The following is an 18,007-nucleotide window of genomic DNA, read 5'->3' as shown; positions in this document are numbered from 1 at the left end:
AAGCAGGGTGGCGTGCAGACTACGTCGCCTGCCGCCACCCTGCAAGCCGGGGGTTGGAGCCCCCGGGATAGCCTCAGGCCGATGCGGTGGCCTTGACGCGCCGCTTCGAACGCACGATCTGGTAAGCGCGGCCGACGTAGGTTAGCGGCGCAGTGAGAATGTGCACGAGACGAGTGAAGGGAAACAGCAGGAACACCGTCATGCCGAGCACCATGTGGAAGCGGAACACCGGCTCCACGGCGGCCAGCAGCTCGGGCTTCGGCTGGAAGGTGAGCACGCTCTGCACCCAGCCCGACAGCGCCAGCATCACGCCGGGGTCGCCGTGGTTGGCGTGGCCGATGGACACCGGCAGCGTCGACAGGCCGGCAACCAGGGTCAGCATCAGCCAGCTCAGGATGAAGGCATCCATGCGGCGGCCGGCGGCGCGCACGCGCGGGTTGAACATGCGGCGCAGCCACAGGATCGCGCCGCCGATCAGGCACATGGTGCCGAACACGCTGCCGGCGACGATGGCGATCCACTGGTGCTGCAGGTCCGAGACGCCCAGTCCGATCCACAACGCATGCGGCAGCACGAGGCCGGCGAAGTGCCCGGCGAAGATCGACAGGATGCCGACGTGGAACAGGTTGCTCGCGATCCACATGTTGCTCTTCGACAGCAGCTGCGAGGAATCCGTCTTCCACGTGTACTGCTCGTTGTCGTAACGGATCCAGCTGCCGATCACGAACACCGACAGCGCGATGTAGGGATAGACCCCGAAGAAGAAGTTGATTGCGTTCATGTCGTCTCCTCAGGCAGCCAGGCGCGTCAGGCTGCCCTGTTTTTCCACGATCCGGACCAGCGGCGCGTACGGGCTGGCGGACTTTTCCAGGTTGTCGGCGAGCACCTTGAGCACCTTCGCGACGTCGCCGAGGAAGATCCAGGCTTCGCCGATGCTCAGCGTCGAGCAGAACTCCAGCATCACCGGCAGGTAGTCCGGGAGTTCCTTCTCGTCGGCCTGCAGGCCGTAGCTGCGGTAGAACTCGCCGAGGTCGATGAGCGCGGGGCCGCGCGACTTCTCCTCGCCGAAGATGTGGTGCGTCAGGTGCAGGCTGTGCTCGGCGGTGAGATCGAAGCTCTGCACGTAGGCGCCCTGCAGCTCGAGCGGATCGGCGGCGAGCAGCATCGTGATGAAGTCGGCGACGCTGCGGTACTCCTCGGCGCTGAGGGCGACTTCCTCGTCGAGCGACTCGACGAAGGCGTACGGGTCCTTGGCGGCAAGTTCGCGCAGGGCATCGAGGAAGCCGTTGCTCGGGTAGTCGAGCAGGGCGGACAACAAGCGAAAGATTTTCATCGCGTTCTCCTTCAGTCGCGGGGGCCGGCGAGGGGAGCCGGTTCGCGCGGTTCGGCCGACTGCGTGCGGCGCTCGGGGAAGAGGGCGAAGGTGCCGTGACCCTTGGACACATCGGCGCCGAAGGTGAAGCCGTTCTGCCCCTGGAAGCCGTGGTAGTCGTCGAGGCGGATCTCCTCGTGTGCGGTCGGCACGACGAAGCGGTCCTCGTAGTTGGCGATCGCGAGGTAGCGGTACATGTCCTTCGCGTTCTGCTCGGTGATGCCGGCGCGGTTGAGCGGACCCAGATCCGGTTCGCCATCGACGTGGATCGAGCGCATGTAGGAGCGCATCGCCAGCAGGCGGTTGAGCGCGCTGGTGATGTACTCGGTCTTGCCCGCGGTGAGCAGGTTTGCGAGGTACTGCACCGGCAGGCGCATCGCCTCGGCCTTCGGGATCACGCCGTCGGATTCGGTCGGCAGCTTCTTCTGGTCGATCTGCGACTGCACCGGCGAGAGCGGCGGCACGTACCAGATCATCGGCAGCGTGCGGAACTCGGGGTGCAGCGGGAAGGCGATCTTCCACTCGACGGCCATCTTGTAGATCGGCGACTTCTGCGCGGCGTCGATCCAGCTCTGCGGCACGCCGTCCTTCAGCGCCTGGGCGATGATCGCCGGGTCGTACGGGTCGACGAAGAGGTCGAGGTGGGCCTTGTAGAGATCCTGCTCGTTGTCGGTCGAGGCGGCGTCCAGCAGCTTGTCGGCGTCATAGAGGATGATGCCGTTGTAGCGGATGCGGCCGACGCAGGATTCGGAACAGACGGTCGGCAGGCCGGATTCGACGCGCGGGTAGCAGCCGATGCACTTCTCGGCCTTGGACGATTCCCAGTTGAAGAACACCTTCTTGTACGGGCAGCCGGAGATGCACATGCGCCAGCCGCGGCAGCGGTCCTGGTCGGCGAGCACGATGCCGTCTTCCTCGCGCTTGTACATCGCGCCCGAGGGGCAGGAGGCGACGCAGGCGGGGTTGATGCAGTGGTTGCAGATGCGCGGCAGGTACAGGTGGAAGGTGTTCTCGAACTGCTTGTACATCTCCTTCTGCATGTTCGCGAAGTTGGCGTCCTGCGAGCGCGCGGCGAATTCGCCGGCGAGGTCGTCCTCCCAGTTCGGGCCCCAGGTGATCTTGTCCATCTTCTCGCCGGTGATCTGCGACACCGGGCGCGCGGTCGGCGCGGCCTCCGACAGCGGCGCGTTGTGCAGGCGCGCGTAGTCGTAGGTGAAGGGCTCGTAGTAGTCGTCGATCTCGGGCATGTTGGGGTTGGCGAAGATCTGCACGATCTTCTTCATCTTGCCGCCGGCCTTCAGTTCCAGCTTGCCGTTGACCTTCTCCCAGCCGCCTTTCCACTTCTCCTGGTTTTCCCAGTTTTTCGGGTAGCCGACGCCGGGCTTGGACTCGACGTTGTTGAACCAGGCGTACTCGATGCCCTTGCGGTTCGACCAGACGTTCTTGCAGGTCACCGAGCAGGTGTGGCAACCGATGCACTTGTCGAGGTTGAACACCATCGCGAATTGCGCGCGGATTTTCATGTGCTTCTCCTAGATCTCGATTCCCCTTCCGTAGAGGAAGAGATGGCATTTGTTAGCAGGTCCCTTCCCCTTCAAGGGGAAGGACAGGATGGGGATGGGTTTCCAATTGGCGCTTCGGAGTCCACCCATCCCCACCCCGGCCCTCCCCTTGAAGGGGAGGGGGAGCGATCCCTTACTTCGCTCCAATACCCACTGGATTTCTCTGCTGCTCGCGCTCCGCCGTCAGCGGCCGCTCCAGCCAGTCGATGTCCTGGTCCGCGATCTTGTGCAGCACCACCATCTCGTCACGCTGGCAGCCCACCGTGCCGTAGTAGTTGAAGCTGTACGCGAGCTGGGCGTAGCCGCCGACCATGTTCGTCGGCTTCACGATCACGCGCGTCACCGAGTTCAGGATGCCGCCGCGCTTGCCGGTGGAGGGCGAGCCAGGCACGTTCACCGTCTTCTCCTGGGCGTGGTACATCAGCGCCATGCCGCGCGGCACACGCTGCGACACCACCGCGCGGGCCATCGTCGCGCCGTTGGCGTTGATCGCCTCGATCCAGTCGTTGTCCTTGAGGCCGATCTCCTTCGCGTCGTCCTCCGACACCCACACGTACGGGCCGCCACGGAACAGCGACAGCATGCGCAGGTTGTCCTGGTAGCTGGAGTGGATGCCCCACTTGGAGTGCGGCGTGATCCACGACAGCGTCAGGTGCGGCTTCCGGCGCACCGAATCCGGGATCAGGTTCTGTGCCTTCATGTCGATCGGCGGACGGTAGGCGCAGAAACCCTCGCCGAAGTCGAGGAACCACTCGTGATCCTGGTAGAAGTGCGCGCGGCCCGTGAGCGTGCGGAACGGGATGTGCTCGTGGATGTTGGTGTAGCCCGCGGTGTAGCTCACGGTCTCCGACTCGATCCCGGACCACGTCGGCGCGGTGATGATCTTGCGCGGCTGGGCCTGGATGTCGCGGAAGGTGATCTTGTCCTCGTGACGACCGGCGTACAGGTGGTGGTGGTCGATGCCGGTCTTCTTCGACAGGGCCGACCACGACTTGTGCGCGACCTCACCGTTGGTTTCGGGCGCCATGCGCATCACCGCATCGCACACCGAGATGTCCTCTTCCAGCGAGGGCATGCCGAAGGAGACGCCGGGGATCTGCACCGTGTAGTTGCACTTCTTGAGCTCGTCGTACTCCTGCTCGGTGTTCCAGTCCAGGCCCTTGACGTTGTTGCCGAGCTTGGTCATCAGCGGGCCGAGCGCGATGTACTTCTTGTACGTGTCGGCGAAGTTGCGCTCGACGACCTTCAGCAGCGGCATGGTCTTGCCCGGCACCGGCTCGCATTCGCCCTTCTTCCAGTCGCGCACCTGGCCGAGCGGCTGTGCGAGCTCGAACGGCGAGTCGTGTTGCATCGGCAGCGCGACGACGTCCTTGGCGACGCCGAGATGCTTCTCCGAAAGTTCCGAGAAGGTCTTGGCGATGGTCTTGAAGATCTGCCAGTCCGACTTCGATTCCCAGCCCGGCGTCACGGCTTCCGACAGCGGGTGGATGAAGGGGTGCATGTCGGTGGTGTTGAGGTCGTTCTTCTCGTACCACGTCGCCGTCGGCAGGATGATGTCGGAGTAGGCGCCGGTCGAGTTCAGGCGGAAGTTGATGTCCACCATCAGGTCGAGCTTGCCGACGGGCGCTTCCTCGTGCCACTTCACTTCCTTCGTGCCCTTGCCGTCGCCGCCCTCCTGCAGCACGCCGTTCTGCGCGCCCAGCAGGTGCTTGAGGAAGTACTCGTGACCCTTGGCAGACGTGCCGATCAGGTTCGCACGCCACACGAACAGGTTGCGCGGCCAGTTTTCCTCGGCGTCCGGGTCGGCGAACGCGACGTCGAGCTTGCCCGACTTCAGCTCGTCGACGATGTACTTCGCGATGCCGGCTTCATCGGTCGCGCCGGCCTTCTCGGCTTCCGCGACCAGTTCCAGCGGGTTGCGGTTGAAGTGCGGCGCCGACGGCAGCCAGCCCATGCGCGTCGCGGCGACGTTGTAGTCGGCGAGCTTGTAGCCCTTGTACTTGCCCTTCGCCGCCGGCTGCAGCAGTTCGTCGGCGTCGATGGTCTCGTAGCGCCACTGGTCGGTGTGGAAGTACCAGTACGAGGTCGAGTTCTGGTGGCGCGGCGGGCGCTGCCAGTCGGTCGCGAAAGCGATCGGTGCCCAGCCTGCCTGCGGACGCAGCTTCTCCTGGCCGACGTAGTGCGCCCAGCCGCCGCCGCTCTGGCCGACGCAGCCGCACATGTGCAGCAGGTTCATGATCGACCGGTACTGCATGTCGTTGTGGTACCAGTGGTTGATCGCCGCGCCCATGATGATCATGGACTTGCCGCGCGTCTTCGCCGCGTTCTGCGCGAACTCGCGGCCGGTGCGCTCGATGTCGGCGGCCTTCACGCCGGTGACCTTGGAGGCCCACGCCGGGGTGTAGGCGACGCTGGCGTCGTCGTAGGACTTGGCGACGTTCTTGCCGCCGAGGCCGCGGTCGATGCCGTACTGCGCGATCTGCAGGTCGAACACGGAGGTGACGAACACGGTTTCGCCGGAGGCGAGCGTCAGCTTGCGGACCGGCACGTTGCGGTACAGCAGGCCCGGCTCGCCCGGCTGGAAGTGCGGGAAGCCGACCGACGCGACGTCATCGCGCTTGTCGATGCACGACAGTTCGGCCTCGATCTCCTCCTGGTTCGCCGCGTTCTTCGGCAGCAGGTTCCACTTGCCTTCCTCGCCCCAGCGGAAGCCCACCGAGCCGTTCGGCGCAACGTAGCTGTTCGTGCGCGCGTCGAAGACGATGGTCTTCCAGTCGGGGTTGTTCGTCTCGCCCAGCAGGTCGTCGAAGTCCGACGCGCGCAGGTTGCGGTCGGGCACGAAGGCGCCGTCGTGCGAACGCAGGATCACCTGCATCGGCAGGTCGGTGTACTTCTGCGCGTACTCGACGAAGTAGGGTTCCTGGCGCTCGATGAAGTATTCCTTCAGCGCGACGTGACCCATCGCGAGGAAGGCCGCCGCGTCGGTGCCTTGCTTCACCGGCATCCACAGGTCGGCGAACTTCACGTATTCCGCATAGTCCGGCGCCATCGACACGATCTTCGCGCCCTTGTAGCGGACTTCGGTGGCGAAGTGCGCGTCCGGCGTGCGCGTCATCGGCAGGTTCGCGCCGGTGATGATGAGGTAGGTCGAGTTGTACCAGTCGGCCGCTTCCGGCACGTCGGTCTGCTCGCCCCAGGTCTGCGGGCTCGCTGCGGGCAGGTCGCAGTACCAGTCGTAGAAGGAGCCGCAGGCCGCGCCGATCAGCGACAGGTAACGCGCGCCGGCCGCGTAGGAGATCATCGACATCGCCGGAATCGGCGAGAAGCCGTAGATGCGGTCCGGGCCCCACTTCTTGATCGTGTAGATGTTCGCCGCGGCGATGATCTCGTTCACTTCCTGCCAGTCCGTGCGCACGAAGCCGCCCAGGCCGCGCACCTTCACGTACTTGTCGCGCTTCTTGCTGTCGGCCTGGATCGCCGCCCACGCCTCGACCGGGTCCTTGCCGCTCTTGCGCTCGGCGCGATACAACTCGAGCAGGCGGCCGCGGATCATCGGGTGCTTGATGCGGTGGGGCGAGTACAGGTACCACGAGAACGACGCGCCGCGCTGGCAGCCGCGCGGTTCATGGTTCGGCAGGTCCTCGCGGGTACGCGGGTAGTCGGTCTGCTGCATTTCGAACGACACCAGGCCGTTCTTGACGAAGATCTTCCACGAACAGCCGCCCGTGCAATTGACGCCGTGCGTCGAGCGCACGACCTTGTCGTGGCGCCAGCGGTTGCGATAGGCGTCTTCCCAGCCGCGGTCCTCGTTGGTGACGATGCCGTGGCCGCCGGCGAAGGTGTCCTTCACCTTGTCGAAGAATTTCAGGCGGTCGAGAAAATGACTCATTGCTTGCTCCTGTGAATCCTGCTTTGCGTTTCGGTCGTTGTTGTGTTCGGAGGTGTTCGGAAGTCGGGTCAGGGGTTGCGGATGTATGCGTTCTTGCGCAGGTAGAACCACCAGTTGATGAGCACGCACAGCCCGTAGAACACCGCGAAGCCGTACATCGCGTTTTCCGGCGTGCCGGCCTTGATCTGCTGGCCGATGACCACCGGCGCGATGAAGGAGCCGTAGCCGCCGATCGCCGAGGTCCAGCCGAGCACCGGACCGCGCTGGTCCTGGTCGAAGACGAAGCCCACGGTGCGGAAGGTCGAGCCGTTGCCGATGCCGGAGGCGGCGAACAGCACGATGAAGAGCAGCATGAACATCAGGAAGTACTGTTCCGGCGTGGCCGACTGGTAGGCCAGATGCATCACGTAGCCGGTCACCGCGGAGGTGGCGACGAGCACGAAGGAGATCCACTGCGTGACGATCGAGCCGCCGAGCTTGTCGGAGATCCAGCCGCCCACCGGGCGGATCAGCGCGCCGACGAAGGGGCCGATCCACGCGAACATCAGCGCGGAGGGCGCGTTCGGGTTCTTCGCATGCACCCAGGCGCTGGACGCCGGATCGAACACGTGCGTGTTGCCGAAGATCACCGTGATCGACAGCGGCAGCGCCATCGAGAAACCGATGAAGGAGCCGAAGGTCACGAGGTACAGCGCCGTCATCGACCACGTGTGCTTGTTGCGGAAGATCGCGAACTGCTTGTCGAGGTTGGCCTTGACGTCGCTCGTCGCGATCGCCTTCATCCCGAACAGCGTGCCGATGGTCACCAGCGGCGGCACCGCCCACATGCCGTTGCCCGACAGCAGCCCGAGGCCGCTGGGCGCGGGGAGGTAGAGGTAGAGGCCGATGCCCGATACCACCAGCGCGACGGTGTAGAGCGTCAGCACCTTGCCCATCGCCGCGCCGGTCGAGCCGATGTTGGGCGACACCGTGCGCAGGTTGTTGAGGCCGAACCAGCCCACCACCGCGAGCGGCACCAGCAGCAGCAACCAGATGAAGCCCGCGTTCTGCACGTAGGTCGGGGTGCCGGCGGCGATCTTGCCGATCAGCGTCGCGGAATCCTTCGTCAGCGGGATCGCATCGCCGCCGAGCGCGCCGAACAGGCCCAGCGTCATCACGGCCGGGATCAGCAGCTGCGAGGTCGTGACGCCGAAGTTGCCCAGGCCGGCGTTGAGCCCCAGCGCGGTGCCCTGCAGGCGCTTCGGGAAGAAGGTGCTGATGTTCGCCATCGAACAGGCGAAGTTGCCGCCGCCGATGCCCGACAGCAGCGCCATCAGCTGGAACACCCACAGCGGCGTGCTCTTGTCCTGCAGCGCGATGCCGGTGCCGATGGCCGGGATCATCAGCAACGCGGTGGTGAGCCACACCGTGTTGCGCCCGCCGCAGATGCGGATGAAGAACGACGCCGGGATGCGCAGCGTCGCGCCCGACAGGCCCGAGATCGCCGCGATCGAGAACAGCTGGTCGGGCGTGAAGGGAAAGCCCGCGTTCGCCATCTGCACCGTGATGATCCCCCACATCAGCCACACGGCGAAGCCGCACAGCAGGCTGGGGATGGAGATCCACAGGTTGCGGTTGGCGACGCGCTTGCCTTCGCGCGCCCAGAAGGTCTCGTCCTCGGGACGCCAGTCGGCGATATCGACGCCGCGTGCCCGGTCGCCTGCGCCCACGCCGGCGGGAACGGGGCCCGGGACCGGCGGTATCGGGCGGAGTTTTTCAGGGGCCATGGTTCCTCCTGTTTCTGGATTTAGTGTCGTTATGGGAATCACTTGGTGGCAGCCGCCGCGCCGCCGTGCATCACGTCGGTGCGCCGCACCTCGGTCCAGTACATCCAGATCAGCGACACCCAGGTCACGCCATAGAGCAGCATGAAGGCGCTGGAGCGCACGCCGGTCAGGTCGAGGAGGGCGCCGAACATGATCGGCAGCAGGAAGCCGCCGAGGCCGCCGACGAGGCCGACGATCCCGGAGACGGCGCCGATCTCGTGTGGGAATTCATCCGAGATGTACTTGAACACCGAGGCCTTGCCGAAGGCCCAGGCGACGCCGACGGTGAACATCAGCGCCGTGAAGAACCAGACGTTGTGGTGGATCGCGAAGGTCTTCGGGCCGGCCACGGTCATCACCGTGAATTCGGTGTGCGGATAGGACAGCAGGAACAGACACACCCACGACACCCACATCACCCACCAGGTCACCTTGTGCGCGCCGAAGCGGTCCGAGAACCAGCCGCCCACCGCACGCAGCACGCCGCCCGGCAGCGAGAAACAGGCCGCGAGCAGGGCCGCCGTCTCGAGGCCCAGGCCGAACTCCGTGACGTAGTACTTGGTCATCCACAGCGCCAGCGCCACGTAGCCGCCGAAGACGATCGAGTAATACTGGCAGTACTTCCACACGCGCGGATTCTTCAGCACGCGCAGCTGGTCGGCGAACTTCACGCTCGACGACACGCGGTGCTCGGGGTCTTCGTAGGTGAATAGCCAGAATGCAATAGCGATCGCCAGCATTGCCACCGCGAACGCCTTGGGCACGAACTCCCAGCCGAAGGCCACGACCAGCACCGGCGCGACCAGCTTCGTCACGGCCGCGCCGGAGTTGCCGGCGCCGAACACGCCCATCGCGAAGCCCTGGTTCTTGCGCTCGAACCAGCGCGCGCAGTACGCGATGCCGACCGAGAACGAGCCGCCGGCGAGGCCGACAAAGAGGCCCGCGAGCAGGAACTGCCAGTACGCCGTCGCCTGGCTGATCAGCCAGATCGGCACGACCGTCGCCACCATCAGCGCGAAGAACACCAAGCGACCGCCGAGCTTGTCGGTCAGCATCCCGAGCGGCAGGCGCACCAGCGCGCCGGTCAGCACGGGGGTCGCCGCGAGCAGGCCGAACTGGGTTTCATTGAGGCCCAGCTGGGCCTTGATCGGAATACCGATCACGGCGAAGAGCATCCATGCCGCAAAACACATCGTGAATGCGGTCGTGCTCATCACCAGAACGGAGAACTGCTTGCGGCGTTGCGAGGCCATCTTCCTCATCCTCCAGGGCGGAGCGCACTGCGCTCCATGCTGGAAGCAAGGTTATGCCCCGCGAAGACCGGCGAACATTAGCCGAAAGCAGGGGTTGAAGAACTAGTGGGGTGTCGTCGGGACTAGTACTTCGGAACTAGTCCCGGCGCGCGAGGGAGACGGAACCTCATAGGCGGGAAAAGCTCAGCGCATCCGGCCAACCCAAGCACCGGAGGCCGCCCGAACGCCGCATGGCGGGATGCGCTGCGCTCCTCCCGCCACGCCGCCGACGCGCAGCGCAAACCGGGCCTCTTCGCCGAGCCGCTCAGCCCGCGTGCGCCCGGCGATAGTTGCCCAGCACCTTGATGATGTTCGCGAAGAGGAAAGCGAACTCGGCGACGACGAGCAATCCGGCGAGGCGGATGAGCCAGGCATTGCCAACGGACGCCGCCACCAGCAGGGCGGCGAGCGCGGCGGCGTGCAGGGCCAGATGACGCCGTATCGGCGAGTCCGGCTGCAGCTTCTTCATGTTTGGCGCCTTGCCGACGTCCTGGGTGAGGTGCAGCCACGCCAGGAACGGGATGATCTTGTAGAGCATGCCGACGATCACACTGACGAAACCGCCATGCAGGATCAGTATCCCGGCGAGGAGGGGCCAAACCTGTTGCTCCGACTGCTGCGCGACGAGCACGCAGACGAGTCCCGCAATGAAACTCCCCATCCCGATCTCGAAGGCCCGTGTCGTCATGTCCGGCACCGAGCGCCGCGATTGCCGCTGCAGTTTCAGCGTGTTCACCGCGAACAGTGCGCACAGCGCCGCGAGCACGGCCGACAGCGCGAATTCCGCGGAGCCCAGTTCGCCATACACGGTCGCGCTCCACACCAGCAGTACCGCACCCGTCCCCATCGCCCAGAAGCGGGCGAGGGCCGCCGGATAGTTCGGCGTGATCTGGAACATCGGCACCACGACCCAGCTCGCCGCCGCGAGCAGGACGCCGGACCCGCCCAGCAGGGCCCAGCCGATATGCAGCTTCAGCACGGTCAGCAGCGGCAGATCGAGTCGGCCGCCGAGCGCCAGCGCCAGGGTGATGCCGAGTGCGACGGCAACCGCGAAGCCGAGCAGCGCGATGCGCAGGTCGCGGGGCGTCGCCTGGGCCACGGGGATCCGCCGCAGTCCGAGGAAGGCGGCGACGACGAAGAGCGCGAGTCCTCCCCCGAGCAATACCGTTGCCGGAGCGAGAAAGGCATGCGAGCCGCTGCCCAGCCCCCATGCCAGACACAGCGCGCCGATCGTCATCGCCAGATGCACCACCGTCGCGACCGGTCCCGAGCGCGGAATCACCGCCCCCGCGACCACCGGCAAGATCTGGAACAGGGCCCCCAGCATCACCGTCAGCATGAAACCGACGGCCACCAGGTGCGTCACTGCCAGTGCACCGGGCGTCCACCGCGAATCGAGCAGCTCCGGCGCGGCCAGCAGGGCCGCTCCGGCCGCGGCGCCGAAGAGCGGAGCGGTGATGAAGAAACGCAGCGGCGTCGAGAAGGCCGGCGCCGCGTCGTAGCTGAGGGTCTGTCCGTCAGGAATCATGGATTAAGGATGTCGATCTCGACGACGCCGTCGTCGCGGATGCGGCTTTCGTACTTGTAGCCGTCGCGGTCCAGGATGCGGAACAGCGGATGGGGCATGCGGTCGAGCAGGAGCAACAGGCTCTCGCCCTTCGGCAGATCCGCCAGTGCATCCATCACCAGTTCGAAAGGCTGCGGTGGTTCCAGACCGCGCGCGTCTACGGTTTTCTTCATCAGGCCCTCGCGTGCAGGCGCTCGCTCAACCCATTCGCGACGTCCGTGCCGGACAGGTGCGAGTCGCACATGGGATAAAGGATATTCTCTTCCTTCATGTTGTGTTGCTGCATCAGGATCAGCAGCGTTTCCGCCTCGCCGGCGTAATCGTCCTTGTCCTTGTTGGCGAGTGCGTCGCGCATGCGGGTGAGCGCGCTGCGCATCTCGGCGTGCTCGCCGCGCATCACCTTCGTCGGGCCTTCGGTCATGCCGGTGGCGGCCTCGAACTTCGGGAAGAGGAGGGACTCCTCAGCATCGAAATGCCCCTCCAGTTCGCTGGCGAACTGCGTCAGGGCAGCGCTCGCATCGTCCCACTTGCCCTTGGCCACGGCCGTTTCGGCGCGGGCAAAGGACTCGTCGCAGTGGCGATGGTCGTCGGTCATCAGGGAAGTGATCTGGCTCATGGTCGCGGGTCTCCTGTGTGGGTGGATGAATTCTCCCAATTCCGGCAGGGTGATCCTTGATGCGTGTCAAACCGTTCGTGTGTCCAATCAATTCGCCGCGGGGAGCCGGTCCGGCCGGCGGCGCGACCGATGCGATGGCAATGAAATCCGGAAACATTTTTCGCCACGCCGCCAACAATCAAGAGGCGCAAGATCGAGGAATGGCGCGGCTGCGATTCACACCCGTGCGCCAGCCTGCTAGATTGATGTCATGGGCCGAACGGGCGGCCCTGTCACGTGGAATTCTTCTGGAGGCAGTGAATGTCGGTTGAGGTACAGGCACGCAGTTCGCGATTCGATCCTGCCCGGCTGAAGCGTCTGGCGAAGTGGACGGCGGGCACCGTCCTCGTGATCGCCGTGCTCGGCTTCCTGGCCGCCCCCCCGCTGGTGCGGCATTTCGGGCAGAAGATCGCATCCGACGTGCTCGGCCGCCAGATCACCATCCAGGACATCGACATCAACCCGTTTGCGCTGTCGGTCACCGCAACGGGGCTCGACATTGCCGAGGCCGACGGGCAGCCCGGCGCGTTCTCGTTCCGCTCGCTGTATGCGAACCTCGAAGGCGAGTCGATCTTCCGCGGTGCCCCCGTGCTGCGCGAGATACGCGTGGAGGCGCCGCGCGTCAATTTCGTGCGTCTCGACGAAAACCGCCATAGCTGGAGCGACGTGCTGGAGCGGCTCGCCGCGCGTCCGAAACCGGAGGACGACAAGCCGGCGCTGTTCTCGCTCAACAACATCCAGCTCGTCGATGGCGCGGTGTTCGTCGAGGACCGGCTGGTCGGGGTCAAGAATGAGATCACCGACCTCACCATCGGCATGCCCTTCGTCTCCAATCTGCCGGTCAAGATCGAACTCTTCATCGAGCCGGTCGTCTCCGCGCACATCAACGGGCGTCCGCTGCAACTCGTCGGACGCACCCGTCCGTTCGCGAACGACCGCGACACCATCCTCGAGCTCAAGCTCGACGGCTTCGACTTCACGCCTTACACCGCCTACCTGCCTTTCAAGTCGGGATTCCGCCTACCCGAGGGGCGCGTATCGACCGATCTCGAACTCGCCTTTTCGCAGGCCGCCGACGAAACGCCCAAAGTTGTGCTGAAAGGTTCGGTCGATTTCGCCGCGATCACGCTGCAGGACGCGAACGGCGCCCCACTGCTCGGCATCCCCACGCTTTCGCTCGGACTTGCCGACGTGCAGCCGCTCGCACGCAAGTTCCATTTCGACCGCCTCGAAATCGGGCAGCCGACGGTGAACGTCGTGCGCCTCGCCAACGGACGCCTGAACTTCCAGGAAATCCTGCCGCCGCCTGCAGCGGACAAACCCGCTGCAGCCGCGCCTGAAGCGGGCGCCCAAGCGGCGCCGGACGCAGCACCTACCGCGCCCCCCGGGGCGGCACCGGCTGCTCCCGAGCCGCTGGTGTTCACCCTCGACCACGCGAAGATCACCGGCGCGACGCTCCGCGTCGAAGACCGCGCCGCCGGCGGGCCGGACAGCGGCGGCGAACCTTTCCGCACCGAGATCAAGGACCTGCAGTTCGAGGCGCGCAACCTCAGCACCGCGTCGGACGCCGTCGCCGAACTCGCCCTCGACTTCGCCACCGACGCCGGTGAAAAGAGCAGCCACCGCGACCGCGTGCGTCTCAATCCGCTCGAAGTCGAGGGGCGTGTCGCCGCCGAGAACTTCCTCGTTTCGCGCTACCTGCCTTACTACGGTGCGCAGATTCCGGGCGGCGATGTCCGCGGCGGCCGCGCCGACGCGACCGTGCAGTACAAGGTGAAGATGGCCGGCGACGAGCCGCAGATCGACCTGCTTGCCGAAGCGCTCGTGCTGCGCGAATTCGAGCTCGCCCTCAAGGGTCAGAAACAGTCCGTCGCCAAGCTCGCACGTTTTGCCGCGAACGACGTCAAGGTCGTGCCGGCCGATCGCGCCGTGAGCGTCGGCAGCGTCGAATCGAACGGTGCCGTTTTCGCGGCGGTCAGGGACAAGGAAGGCAAGCTCGATGTCCTCGGACTCCTCGGCGAGGTCAGGCCGGCAAAGGCCGAACCCGCCGCGAAGTCGGCCAAGGCAGCGAAGCCGGCGAAGGGCAGCAAGTCGCCGTCGGACGATGACGGGGCAGCCAAGCCCTGGGCCGTGACCGTGAACAAGCTCGCGCTCGACGACTGGTCGGCGCGCTTCGAGGACCGCACCCAGGGCACGCCCATCGTGCTGCTTGCCGAGGCGATCAAGCTTGGCGCGGAGGGCATCAGCACGGTGAAGGGCTCGACGGCGAAGCTCGACCTTGCAGCACGCGTCAATAAGCGCGGTAGCGTCGGCGTGAAGGGCGTCGTCGGCATGGAACCGCTCAAGGGCGACCTCAACCTCGACCTGAAGGCCGTCGACCTCCTCCCGCTGCAACCGTATGTCGTAGAACAACTCAATATCGCCATCTCGCGTGGCAACCTCAGCACGCGCGGCAAGCTGGCCTTCGAGCCGGCGCGGGACGGCAGCCTCAAGGCGACTTTTCGCGGTGATTTCGGGGTCGACAACTTCGCGTCCATCGACAAGGCGAATGCGGCGGATTTCCTGCGCTGGAAGAAGCTCGCCGTTACCGGCATCGACTTCCGCCTCGCGCCGCTCGCAGTCGCCGTCAACGAGATCTCGCTGAACGACTTCTACACCCGCCTGATCCTCGACGAACAGGGCCGGCTCAACCTGCGCGAGATCCGTCATCGCGACACGCCCGAAGGCGCGCAGCCCGCCACCGCGCCGGCGGCAGGCGAAGCGCCGTCCGCTCCGGCGCCGGCCGCGTCCGGCAAGGCCGAAGCGACGGTCGCGCCGCCCAGCGAACCGCCGCCGCCGATTTCCATCGGCAAGATCGCGATCAAGCAGGGCAACATCGAGTTCAGCGACCGCTTCATCCGCCCCAATTACGACGCCAACCTCACCGGCATGGAGGGCGAGCTCGTCGGGCTGTCGTCGGATCCGTCCACCATCGCCAAGCTCGACCTGCGCGGCAAGGTCGACAATACCGCTCCCGTCACCGTCGCTGGCCAGCTCAACCCCTTCCGGCAGGACCGCTATCTCGACATCGCCGCGTCGGTGAAGGATTTCGAACTCACCGCCATTTCCGCGTATTCCGGCCGGTACGTCGGCTACGGCATTCAGAAAGGCAAGCTGTCGGCCGATCTGCATTACAAGATCGAGGACCGCAAGCTCACCGCGACCAACCGCGTCTTCCTCGACCAGCTCACCTTCGGCGACAAGGTCGACAGTCCCACCGCGCTGGACCTGCCGGTGCAGCTCGCGGTGTCGCTGCTGAAGAACGGCCGCGGCGAGATCGACCTCAACATGCCCATCGGCGGCTCGCTCGACGACCCCGAATTCAGCGTAGCCGGCATCGTCTTCAAGGCCATCATCAACCTCATCGGCAAGGCGCTGACGGCGCCGTTCTCGCTGCTCGGCTCGATGTTCGGCGGCGGCGAGGAGCTCTCCTATATTGAATTCGCGCCCGGTCGCGCCAGTCTCGACCCGGCAACCACCGGGAAGGTCGCCACGCTCGCGCGCGCGCTGGCCGACCGACCGGCCCTGAAGCTGGAAATCACTGCCCGCGCCGACCCCGCCACCGATCCCGATGGCATCCGCCGCGTGCAGATGGAGCGCAGCGTCAAGGCGGCGAAGCTCAAGGAGATGGTCCGCAAGGGCGAGGAGGCGCCATCGCTCGACGAGCTGACGCTGACGCAGGAGGAGTACGCCACGTGGCTCAGGAAGGTCTATCGCGACGCCGACTTCAAGCGCCCGCGCAACGCGATCGGCCTGCTCAAGGATCTGCCGGTGGAGGAAATGGAAGCGCTCATCCTCGCCAACACCAAGGTGGACGACGAGGCGCTGCGTCAGCTCGCCCTGCAGCGCGGCCAGGTCGTCAAGGACAAGCTGCTTGAGGACGGCAAGGTTCCCTCCGAGCGGATCTTCCTGCTCAGTCCGAAGGTCGAGGCGGCGGGCGGCGACAAGGCGGGCGAGGAGGGCGCCTCACGGCGCGCGATGTTCTCGCTGAAGTGACGGGGCTGCGGCACCCGTGCGTGCTCATCAACCGGAGACGATCATGATTCCGAAACTCGGTGACGACGAACGTGCCGCCGCGCTCGCTACGCTGCCCGACTGGGCGCTCGTGCCCGGACGCGACGCGATCACGCGCAGCATCCGTTTCAAGGACTTCAACGCCGCCTTCGCCTTCATGGTGCGCGTCGCCCTGAAGGCGGAAAAGATGGACCATCACCCGGAATGGTTCAACGTGTATAACCGAGTCGACATCACCCTGTCGACGCACGACGCCGGCGGGCTGAGCGAGCGCGACATCGCGCTCGCCCGCTTCATCGACCAGGTCGTGGCGGGAGGCTGAAAAACGAAGCGCCGCAGGAGCCGGGGCGAGCCCGGACCGGCGGCGCATCGCGAGCCCCGGCCGCGGCCGGGGCGGCTCGGGGATCAGGCTGCGGCGAGTGCCTGATCCAGATCCGCGATCAGGTCATCGACGTGCTCGATGCCGACCGACAGGCGGATCATGTCTTCGGTCACGCCGGCGCGCACCAGTTCCTCGGGCGAGAGCTGGCGGTGCGTCGTCGACGCCGGGTGGCAGGCGAGCGACTTGCAGTCGCCGATGTTCACGAGGCGCGTCACCAGCTTCAGCGCGTCCTGGAAGCGGCCGCCGCCTTCACGGCCACCCTTGACGCCGAAAGTCAGGATGCCCGAAGCGCGGCCGCCCATGTAGCGCTGCACCAGCGGGTAGTCCTTGTGCTCCTCCAGTCCTGCGTAGTTCACCCAGCTCACCTTCGGATGATTGGTGAGATGGCGTGCGATCTTCACGGCGTTCTCGCAGATGCGGTCCATGCGCAGCGCCAGCGTCTCGATGCCTTGCAGGATCAGGAAGGCGTTGAACGGCGAGATTGCCGCGCCCATGTTGCGCAGCGGCACCACGCGCGCTCGCGCGATGTAGGCCGCCGGCCCCAGCGCTTCCGTATACACGACGCCGTGGTACGACACATCGGGCTCGTTCAGGCGCTTGAAGCGCTCCTTGTGTTCCGCCCATGGGAACTTGCCCGAATCGACGATGATGCCGCCGATCGAATTGCCGTGACCGCCGAGGTACTTGGTCAGCGCATGCACGACGATGTCGGCGCCGTGCTCGAACGGACGGCACAGATAGGGCGAGGGCACGGTGTTGTCGACGATCACCGGCACACCGTGGCGATGGGCTACTTCCGCGAGCTTTTCGAAGTCGGTGATGTTGCCCAGCGGGTTGCCGACCGATTCGCAATACACCGCCTTGGTGCGGGCGTCGATCAGGCGTTCGAAGGCTTCGGGATCGCGGTAGTCGGCGAAACGCACCTCGATGCCGTACTGCGGCAGCGTGTGCGCGAACAGGTTGTAGGTGCCGCCATACAGGGTGCTGGAGGTGACGATGTTGTCACCGGCCTCGGCGATCGTCTGGATCGCCGCGGTGATCGCCGCCATGCCCGAAGCCATCGCCAGCGCCGCGATGCCGCCTTCCATTGCCGCGACGCGCTTTTCCAGCACGTCCTGGGTCGGGTTCATGATGCGGGTGTAGATGTTGCCCTGCACCTTCAGGTCGAACAGGTCCGCGCCGTGCTGCGTGTCGTCGAATGCGTAGGACGTCGTCTGGTAGATCGGTACCGCCACCGCCTTGGTGGTCGGATCGGGCGAGTAGCCGCCGTGCACGGCAAGCGTTTCGAGTTTCATGCGTTCATCCCGGATGGTTGGCGAGGTTCGGTTGCAGACGGAAAAGTATAGCCAGCGTGCGAGGCTTGAAAAAGACGGATTTCTGAAATGCTTATGACCATACCCGAATCGGGCAAGTCGGTATGAATAAGTTGC

12 protein-coding genes are annotated in these 18,007 nt (G+C 65.6%); 2 read left to right on the top strand and 10 right to left on the bottom strand.

Going from position 1 to position 18,007, the window contains the following annotated elements; all coding sequences use genetic code 11:
* Positions 1-73: 73 nt before the first annotated feature.
* The 9 genes from narI to BW991_RS14370 all read right to left on the bottom strand — a co-directional run bounded on the left by narI (position 74) and on the right by BW991_RS14370 (position 12,103).
* A complete protein-coding gene (narI, locus tag BW991_RS14410; RefSeq protein WP_076602810.1) occupies positions 74-781 on the bottom strand; it encodes a respiratory nitrate reductase subunit gamma in 708 nt (235 codons plus the stop codon).
* Positions 782-790: 9 nt separating this feature from the next.
* Complete coding sequence (gene narJ, locus BW991_RS14405) at positions 791-1,333, bottom strand: nitrate reductase molybdenum cofactor assembly chaperone (protein WP_076602809.1); 543 nt, start codon at positions 1,331-1,333, stop codon at positions 791-793.
* Positions 1,334-1,344: 11 nt separating this feature from the next.
* Positions 1,345-2,895, bottom strand: a complete 1,551-nt coding sequence (narH, locus tag BW991_RS14400; protein WP_076602808.1) for a nitrate reductase subunit beta — start codon at positions 2,893-2,895, stop codon at positions 1,345-1,347.
* Between the two features lie 172 nt (positions 2,896-3,067).
* Entirely contained in the window at positions 3,068-6,823 is a 3,756-nt protein-coding gene (locus tag BW991_RS14395) for a nitrate reductase subunit alpha (RefSeq protein WP_076602807.1), read from the bottom strand.
* Between the two features lie 68 nt (positions 6,824-6,891).
* Positions 6,892-8,589 (bottom strand): MFS transporter, encoded by a 1,698-nt coding sequence (locus BW991_RS14390; protein WP_212566902.1) that lies wholly within the window; start codon positions 8,587-8,589, stop codon positions 6,892-6,894.
* 38 nt (positions 8,590-8,627) lie between these two features.
* On the bottom strand, positions 8,628-9,881 hold the full coding sequence (locus BW991_RS14385) for an MFS transporter (protein ID WP_076602805.1): 1,254 nt from the start codon (positions 9,879-9,881) through the stop codon (positions 8,628-8,630).
* A 304-nt stretch (positions 9,882-10,185) separates the two neighbouring features.
* Positions 10,186-11,448 (bottom strand): GumC domain-containing protein, encoded by a 1,263-nt coding sequence (locus tag BW991_RS14380; RefSeq protein ID WP_076602804.1) that lies wholly within the window; start codon positions 11,446-11,448, stop codon positions 10,186-10,188.
* Complete coding sequence (locus tag BW991_RS14375) at positions 11,445-11,660, bottom strand: DUF2249 domain-containing protein (RefSeq protein ID WP_076602803.1); 216 nt, start codon at positions 11,658-11,660, stop codon at positions 11,445-11,447. The genes BW991_RS14380 and BW991_RS14375 overlap by 4 nt, the downstream gene beginning before the upstream one ends.
* Complete coding sequence (locus BW991_RS14370; RefSeq protein ID WP_076602802.1) at positions 11,660-12,103, bottom strand: hemerythrin domain-containing protein; 444 nt, start codon at positions 12,101-12,103, stop codon at positions 11,660-11,662. The genes BW991_RS14375 and BW991_RS14370 overlap by 1 nt, the downstream gene beginning before the upstream one ends.
* A gap of 300 nt (positions 12,104-12,403) precedes the next feature.
* Here BW991_RS14370 and BW991_RS14365 point away from each other — a divergent pair, with 300 nt between their 5' ends.
* Positions 12,404-16,177: a DUF748 domain-containing protein gene (locus tag BW991_RS14365; RefSeq protein ID WP_076602801.1), complete on the top strand. Its 3,774-nt coding sequence runs from the start codon at positions 12,404-12,406 to the stop codon at positions 16,175-16,177.
* A 16-nt stretch (positions 16,178-16,193) separates the two neighbouring features.
* Positions 16,194-16,517 (top strand): 4a-hydroxytetrahydrobiopterin dehydratase, encoded by a 324-nt coding sequence (locus BW991_RS14360; RefSeq protein WP_280174122.1) that lies wholly within the window; start codon positions 16,194-16,196, stop codon positions 16,515-16,517.
* Positions 16,518-16,600: 83 nt separating this feature from the next.
* Here BW991_RS14360 and BW991_RS14355 read toward each other — a convergent pair whose 3' ends face one another.
* The gene (locus BW991_RS14355) at positions 16,601-17,872 is read right to left on the bottom strand and encodes a bifunctional O-acetylhomoserine aminocarboxypropyltransferase/cysteine synthase (protein ID WP_076602799.1); all 1,272 of its coding nucleotides are present in this window, start codon (positions 17,870-17,872) and stop codon (positions 16,601-16,603) included.
* Between the last annotated feature and the right edge of the window lie 135 nt (positions 17,873-18,007).

Origin of the sequence: Aromatoleum tolulyticum, assembly GCF_900156155.1 — a bacterium.
Lineage (GTDB): Bacteria > Pseudomonadota > Gammaproteobacteria > Burkholderiales > Rhodocyclaceae > Aromatoleum > Aromatoleum tolulyticum.
This window is presented reverse-complemented; position numbering and strand designations above follow the sequence as displayed.

What these genes read in the sequence shown, in the direction of transcription:
- narH (WP_076602808.1), bottom strand. Translation starts at nt 2,895, where the DNA reads ATGAAAATCCGCGCGCAATTCGCGATGGTGTTCAACCTCGACAAGTGC.
- narI (WP_076602810.1), bottom strand. Translation starts at nt 781, where the DNA reads ATGAACGCAATCAACTTCTTCTTCGGGGTCTATCCCTACATCGCGCTG.
- narJ (WP_076602809.1), bottom strand. Translation starts at nt 1,333, where the DNA reads ATGAAAATCTTTCGCTTGTTGTCCGCCCTGCTCGACTACCCGAGCAAC.
- BW991_RS14355 (WP_076602799.1), bottom strand. Translation starts at nt 17,872, where the DNA reads ATGAAACTCGAAACGCTTGCCGTGCACGGCGGCTACTCGCCCGATCCG.
- BW991_RS14365 (WP_076602801.1), top strand. Translation starts at nt 12,404, where the DNA reads ATGTCGGTTGAGGTACAGGCACGCAGTTCGCGATTCGATCCTGCCCGG.
- BW991_RS14390 (WP_212566902.1), bottom strand. Translation starts at nt 8,589, where the DNA reads ATGGCCCCTGAAAAACTCCGCCCGATACCGCCGGTCCCGGGCCCCGTT.
- BW991_RS14375 (WP_076602803.1), bottom strand. Translation starts at nt 11,660, where the DNA reads ATGAAGAAAACCGTAGACGCGCGCGGTCTGGAACCACCGCAGCCTTTC.
- BW991_RS14380 (WP_076602804.1), bottom strand. Translation starts at nt 11,448, where the DNA reads ATGATTCCTGACGGACAGACCCTCAGCTACGACGCGGCGCCGGCCTTC.
- BW991_RS14370 (WP_076602802.1), bottom strand. Translation starts at nt 12,103, where the DNA reads ATGAGCCAGATCACTTCCCTGATGACCGACGACCATCGCCACTGCGAC.
- BW991_RS14395 (WP_076602807.1), bottom strand. Translation starts at nt 6,823, where the DNA reads ATGAGTCATTTTCTCGACCGCCTGAAATTCTTCGACAAGGTGAAGGAC.
- BW991_RS14385 (WP_076602805.1), bottom strand. Translation starts at nt 9,881, where the DNA reads ATGGCCTCGCAACGCCGCAAGCAGTTCTCCGTTCTGGTGATGAGCACG.